Here is a 6,047-nt window from a genome sequence, read left to right as displayed (position 1 = left end):
GCACATACACCCCCGCCTTGAAGTACAAGGGCTTCGCGCCCCACGCTGCACCAATGCGTTCGTTCCACTCACCATCAGCGGCGTACACGTTGAGTAGCCCGGCCTTATTGAGATTGATCACGTAGGTAAAGCTCTTCTCCAGCGGTACATTCGACGCGATGGTCACCACACGGCCTTCACCGTCATCCGGGCGCATGCGCACCTTGGCGACGATGTTGCCGGTCTGGGTTTTTTCCTTGAATTGGTATTCGAGTTTGATCAGTGGCTTCTGGCTGTCATAGGCGTGGATCTGCCCGATCACGACTTTCCCGGATGACGGCACTTGGTTAATCGCCAGGGTCGCACGTAGGAAGTTATTCGCCTCCGGGTAGGTCCAGTTGCGCAGCCTTCCGTCGGCGTAGGTTTCACGCAGTTCACTGCGCGGGTAGATGGCATTTTCGGTGCGGGTGCCGGTCACCGGTGTCCAGAATTGCACGTTGCTGCCTTCGGCCTGGAAGTACTGGTCTTTGAAGCCGCTCATCAGCTTTGGCGTGTCGATGGTCGCAGGCGGGGAGCCGACAGGAATACTCAGGTTCCAGGTGGAAAGGTCGATCATGGTGTTGGCCTTATTGCGAGGGTTGAAGGCTTTAGCCCGAGGGCTGCACGGGTTCTTTATAGGTGGGTTCAAGCCGGTTGTTAAACAATTGCTGGCAATTTATTGGCGTCAATAGAATGCCAAAAAGCCATGTTTCCCATGCCACGTGGCTTGTAGCGCTTGACCGTTAGTCGGCTTCCTGGCCGTTGGCGCAATGATGGCATCCGCGTCACTTCTGCTTTTTTAGAACGAGGTCTAGAGTGAGCCCTCAGTATTTGTCCGGTTTTAGTAGTAGAAGTGACCGGTACAGCCCCTCAAGGAAGAGACGTAGCATGGATTGCGCTCCACACCCCGGCGATGGCAGTTCGGTTCTTCTGGTAGTCGATGACTACCCGGAAAACCTCATCAGCATGCGCGCATTGTTGCAGCGGGAAGACTGGCGGGTAATCACCGCCGCTTCTGGCCTGGAGGCCCTCGAATTACTGTTGGCCCATGAAGTTGATCTGGTACTGCTGGACGTGCGCATGCCCGGCATGGATGGCTTTGAAGTGGCGCGCTTGATGCGTGGCAGCCAGCGTACGTGCATGACGCCGATCATCTTTCTTACGGCCAATGCCCAGTCACCCGCCGCGGTGCTCGAAGGCTATGCCAGTGGCGCCGTCGATTACCTGTTCAAACCGTTCGACCCGCATATCCTCAAGCCCAAGGTGCAAGCGCTGTTGGAGCACCAGCGCAATCGCCGGGCTTTGCAGCGCCTGAGCCATGACCTGGAGTTGGCTCGCGCCTTCAACGCCTCAGTGCTGGATAACGCCGCCGAAGGCATCTTGGTGGTGGGCGAGGGCAGTGTGATTCAGTACGCCAACCCGGCGATTTCACGCCTGTTGAACGCCACGATGGTTGAGTTGCAGGGCGAAAGTTTTTTGAGTTTCCTGCAAAAACCTCACGTACCTGCCTGGTTGAGTTTCCCGATGTATGAGGCGTATCGCAAGGGGGAGACCTGGCGGCTGCACGACGCGATCTTGCGCACCAGCCGCGGCCAACAGGTACCGGTGGCGTTGTCTTGCGCACCGCTGCCCGCCGAGCAGAAAGCCATGGTGGTGACGGTGCTGGATATGTCCGAGGTGCGCCATCTGCACCAGCAACTGGAGTTCCAGGCGGTCACCGATCCGTTGACCGGACTGTTGAACCGGCGCGGCTTTCATCAGGCGGTGGAAAATACCTTGCTGCGCAGCGAGCGTAACGAGCTGTCGCTGGTGTTGCTGTACCTGGACCTCGATGGGTTCAAGCGGGTCAACGATACGTTGGGCCACGACGCTGGCGACCGTGTGCTGCGCTGGGTCTCGGAACAGATGCAGGCGTGCCTGCGTTCCTACGACATTCTTGGACGCATGGGTGGGGATGAGTTCACCGCGTTATTGGAGCTGGAATTCCCGGAGCAGGCGGCGAAGATTTCGGAAAAACTGATCGAACGGGTATCTGTGTGCCAACAGGTCGACGGTTTGGATGTGATGCTTGGAGTCAGCATTGGTATTGCGACGTACCCGGACTGCGGCTCGGACCTGAACGGTCTGCTGCGAGCGGCGGATATCGCCATGTACGAAGCCAAGCGTGCGGGGCGTCAGCAGTATCGTTATTACGATCAGGACATGAACGGTCGCGCCCGCTCGCGGCTGATGCTCGAAGACAGTGTGCGCACCGCCATTCAGAACAAGGATTTCACCTTGGTGTACCAGCCGCAGGTGTCGATGGAGGACGGACGTTTGCGTGGCGTTGAGGCACTGTTGCGCTGGCAGCACCCGAGTGTCGGCGATGTACCTCCAGGGCTGTTTCTGCCGTTGTTGGAAGAGGCTCGCCTGATCAGCCAACTGAGTGCCTGGATCTATCAACAGGTCGCGGCTCAGCGTCAAGCCTGGCAAACCACTTTCGACCAAGAGTGGGTGATGAGCGTGAGCCTGAGCAGCAGCCAGTTCAACATGCCTAACCTGGCGAACCAGTTGCAGCAGATCCTTGAGAGGCATGAGCTGCAGGGGCGACAGTTGGAGGTGGAAATCAGCGAAGACTGCCTGATGAGCAACCTTGAGGACTCCACCAAACAGCTAAAGTCGTTACGCCAGATTGGCGTGCGCATTGCCCTGGATGACTTCGGCTCGGGCCGCTGTTCCCTGGCCCACCTGCGTGATCTGGAGTTCGACACGCTCAAGCTGGACCCGCAACTGGTGGCTCGCCTGCCGGGCTCGACGCGAGATGCAGCGATGGCGTGCAGCATCATCCAGTTGTGTGGGCATTTTGATGTGTTGGTCATCGCCGAGGGTGTTCAAACACAGGAGCAAGCCCGGTGGCTCAAGGCCAATGGTTGCCTGTTTATCCAGGGGCCATTGGCGGCGCCCCCCTTGATGGCGGAGGAAGTTGCTGCCTGGTCCCACCCTCGTCTGCTTTGAATTCGCTACACTGGCGACCTTTCGAACCCTGTGCAGACCCCATGACCGCGTTGAAATACCTCCAGGCCTATCCCGCTGCGCTCCAGGAGCAGGTGCGCCAACTGATCGCCAAGGACCAGTTGGGCGCCTATCTGGAGCAGCGTTATCCCGAGCGCCACGCGGTGCAGAGCGATAAGGCGTTGTACGCCTATGCGTTGGCGTTGAAGCAGGAGCACCTGCGCAACGCGCCGGCCATCGACAAAGTGCTGTTCGATAACCGCCTGGACCTGACCCATCGCGCGCTGGGTTTGCACACCACGATTTCACGGGTGCAGGGCGGCAACCTCAAGGCCAAGAAAGAGATCCGTATTGCCGCGCTGTTCAAGGAAGCCGCGCCGGAGTTTTTGCGCATGATCGTGGTGCACGAGCTGGCGCACTTCAAGGAATCGGACCACAACAAGGCGTTCTACAAACTCTGCGACTACATGATGCCGGGCTACCATCAGGTGGAATTCGACCTGCGGGTGTACCTCACCTGGCGCGATTTGCAAGGCAAACCCTGACTGCACAAGGCACCGACCATGGACGTGAGCAAGACCAAAAGCAGCTTCTATCGCCGTCTGTATGTGGCGTATCTGATTGATAGCCAACTGGCCAGCAGTGTCCCGGCGCTGACCGACGTCACCGGCATGCCTCGGCGCACGGCCCAGGACACGATTGCGGCGTTGGCGGACCTGGATATCGTGTGTGAGTTCGAACAGGAAGACGGTGCTCGCAACCATGCCGGGCACTATCGGATTCGCAGTTGGGGGGCGATTGATAAGGCTTGGATTGAGGCAAACCTGGCTTCGGTGAAGCAGGTGTTGGGCTATCCCTGAAGCTCGGCGGTGACCATACTGGCGCCATCGCAGGCAAGCCAGCTCCCACCTTTTTGATGTGTGAGCACAGTCCAAATGTGGGAGCTGGCTTGCCTGCGAAGAGGCCCTCAGTCGCGCCGCATACCAATATGTGGAATATCGTCTTCCAGGTATTCCTCACCCGCGACCACAAACCCATACCGCCCGTAGTACCCCTGCAAATGCGCCTGGGCTGACAGGAAGATCGGCATTTGCGGCCAGATATCGTCAATCTGTTTGAGCGTCTCTTCCATCATCTGGTGTCCCAGGCCAGTGCCGCGTGCCGAGGGGGCCACGATGACGCGGCCGATCACCACGTCACCGCCCTGGGACTCCGGGTCCAGCAGGCGCAGGTAGGCCACCAGTTCATCATTTTTCCAGGCCATCAGGTGGTGGGTATCGCCCGACAGGTCCTGCCCGTCGATGTCCTGATAAACGCATTTTTGCTCTACCACAAACACCTCGCTGCGCAGGCGTAGGATGGCGTAGAGCTGTTCTTTGCCCAAATCGTCGTGATGCTTACAAACCCAATCAACCGTCATGATGTGTGCTCTTGGAAATGTCTGTACCGGATAGTAAGCGCGTCGGCGGCTGCTGTCTAAATCGTGCATTTTTGTGAATGGCGTCAATTTGCCATCATTCTCTGCGTTCGCCGCTGACTTCTTTGTGTAATCTGCAATGCAGGCTCATTGATGAGCTACTGTTATCAGGCCATCGCCTGCCCGCCAAGGACTATAAGCATGCCGCGATTATCTCGTGCCGTTGCTTTGATCGCAGTGTTGTTGCTGGCCCAACCGGCGCTGGCGCAGCGTTTGCGTCTGGTTGCGGATGCCTGGCCACCGTTCACTGATTCGACCTTGATCAATGGCGGGCTGGCCACCGATATCGTCAGCACGGCGCTGGCCCGTGCCGGATACGCCAGCGATTTCGAGCAAGTGCCCTGGGCTCGCGCACTGATGGGGGTCGGTGATGGGCGCTACGACGTGCTGATCAATGCCTGGTACGACGATGCCCGCACGCACCTGGGACAGTTTTCCGGGGAATACCTGCTCAACCGCGTGCGTTTCATCAAGCGTCGCGACGACCCCATCGATTATCAGAATCTGGAGCAACTGCATGGCGAGCCCATCGCTGTGGTGCGCGGGTATGCCTACTCGGCCGCCTTCGACCAGGATGCCCAGTTGCAGAAAGTGCCGGTGCACAACTTCGCCATGGCTGTGCGCATGCTCGCGGCACAGCGGGTGAAGTTGACGCTGGAGGATGAGTTTGTCGCCCGCTACTACCTGGCGCGGGAGTCGCCCCGGGTGCGCAATGCGGTGGAGTTCCTACCCAAGCCGCTGAGTGAGAACAGTCTGCATATTCTCGTCAGCCTGAAGAACCCGGAACATGCGCAGATCGTCGCCAACTTCGATCGGGAGATTGCCAAGATGAAGGCGGATGGCAGTTATGCACGGTTGATGAAGGAACATGGAATGTAATGCTCTTGCGGGCCTCATCGGGGGCAAGCCCCCTCCCACACTTGACTGTGTTCACACATCAAAATGTGGGAGGGGGCTTGCCCCCGATAGCGGCCTAAGCTTCGCCGGTGTCCTTGATCAGATGCGCCGCCAGCGTGCGCAACGGCCCCAACTGCCGACAGATCAACGCCAACTGCGTCTGCACCAACCGCTGCCCTTCATCGATTTCATCCGGCATTTGCTCCAGCTCCGCCGCCAGCGCTTCCTCGGCATCACTTTGAATTGCAATCGGCTGTTTGTTCGCCAGCCCGGTGGCGATCTCATCGATGCTTGCCGCCAAGGTATTCCCGGCGCCGTCGATCAGATGCTCGCGCACCTCCGCCGGCAGTGGGGTTTCGCGGTGTGCGCCGAGCCCGGACAGATAGCTGAGCAGGGTGTGGGACAGCACCAGGAAGCGGAAGCCCACGTCCGCTTCCTTACGGAAGTGCCCCGGTTCCATCAGCATGTTCGCCAGGGTGGTGGACAGCGCCGCGTCGGCGTTGTGCGCATTGCGTCGGGCCAGGCGGTAGGCGAGGTCGTCGCTCTTGCCGGCGGCGTATTGCTGCATGATCTGGCGCAGGTAGATGCTGTTGCAGGTCAGGGTGTTGGCCAGCACTTTGTTCAGGCGTCGGCCCTGCCAGTCCGGCAGGAACAGGAACACCGC

General features: G+C 59.1%; 6 protein-coding genes and 1 pseudogene. 4 read left to right on the top strand and 3 right to left on the bottom strand.

The features are described 5' to 3' along the window. On the bottom strand, nt 1–595 hold a 595-nt coding region (locus ACRESD_RS09805), incomplete at its 3' end, for a polysaccharide lyase family 7 protein (protein WP_431750733.1). A 311-nt stretch (nt 596–906) separates the two neighbouring features. Between ACRESD_RS09805 and ACRESD_RS09800 the strand changes: the two genes are divergently transcribed. Genes ACRESD_RS09800 through ACRESD_RS09790 form a run of 3 tightly spaced genes read left to right on the top strand, consistent with a single transcriptional unit; the run spans nt 907 to nt 3,869 of the window. Further along, complete coding sequence (locus ACRESD_RS09800) at nt 907–3,012, top strand: putative bifunctional diguanylate cyclase/phosphodiesterase (protein WP_431750732.1); 2,106 nt, start codon at nt 907–909, stop codon at nt 3,010–3,012. Between the two features lie 41 nt (nt 3,013–3,053). Beyond that, nucleotides 3,054–3,554, top strand: coding sequence for a M48 metallopeptidase family protein (locus ACRESD_RS09795; protein ID WP_431750731.1), 501 nt, complete (start codon nt 3,054–3,056; stop codon nt 3,552–3,554). Nucleotides 3,555–3,572: 18 nt separating this feature from the next. Next, nucleotides 3,573–3,869 carry a winged helix-turn-helix domain-containing protein gene (locus ACRESD_RS09790; protein WP_431750730.1) on the top strand — a complete coding sequence of 99 codons (297 nt, stop codon included), beginning with the start codon at nt 3,573–3,575 and terminating at the stop codon, nt 3,867–3,869. A gap of 107 nt (nt 3,870–3,976) precedes the next feature. On the opposite strand, the gene ACRESD_RS09785 is transcribed toward ACRESD_RS09790, so the two are convergent. Beyond that, complete coding sequence (locus tag ACRESD_RS09785) at nt 3,977–4,429, bottom strand: GNAT family N-acetyltransferase (RefSeq protein ID WP_431750729.1); 453 nt, start codon at nt 4,427–4,429, stop codon at nt 3,977–3,979. A gap of 198 nt (nt 4,430–4,627) precedes the next feature. Between ACRESD_RS09785 and ACRESD_RS09780 the strand changes: the two genes are divergently transcribed. Further along, nucleotides 4,628–5,365 carry a substrate-binding periplasmic protein gene (locus tag ACRESD_RS09780; RefSeq protein WP_431750728.1) on the top strand — a complete coding sequence of 246 codons (738 nt, stop codon included), beginning with the start codon at nt 4,628–4,630 and terminating at the stop codon, nt 5,363–5,365. A gap of 94 nt (nt 5,366–5,459) precedes the next feature. Here the strand turns inward: ACRESD_RS09780 and ACRESD_RS09775 are convergent. Beyond that, nucleotides 5,460–6,047, bottom strand: a pseudogene (locus tag ACRESD_RS09775) (YccS family putative transporter); the annotation flags it as partial.

Source organism: Pseudomonas sp., from assembly GCF_050739995.1.
Classification (GTDB): Bacteria; Pseudomonadota; Gammaproteobacteria; order Pseudomonadales; family Pseudomonadaceae; genus Aquipseudomonas.
Note: the sequence above shows the minus strand (reverse complement) of the source record. Positions and strands in the feature narration are given on the sequence as shown.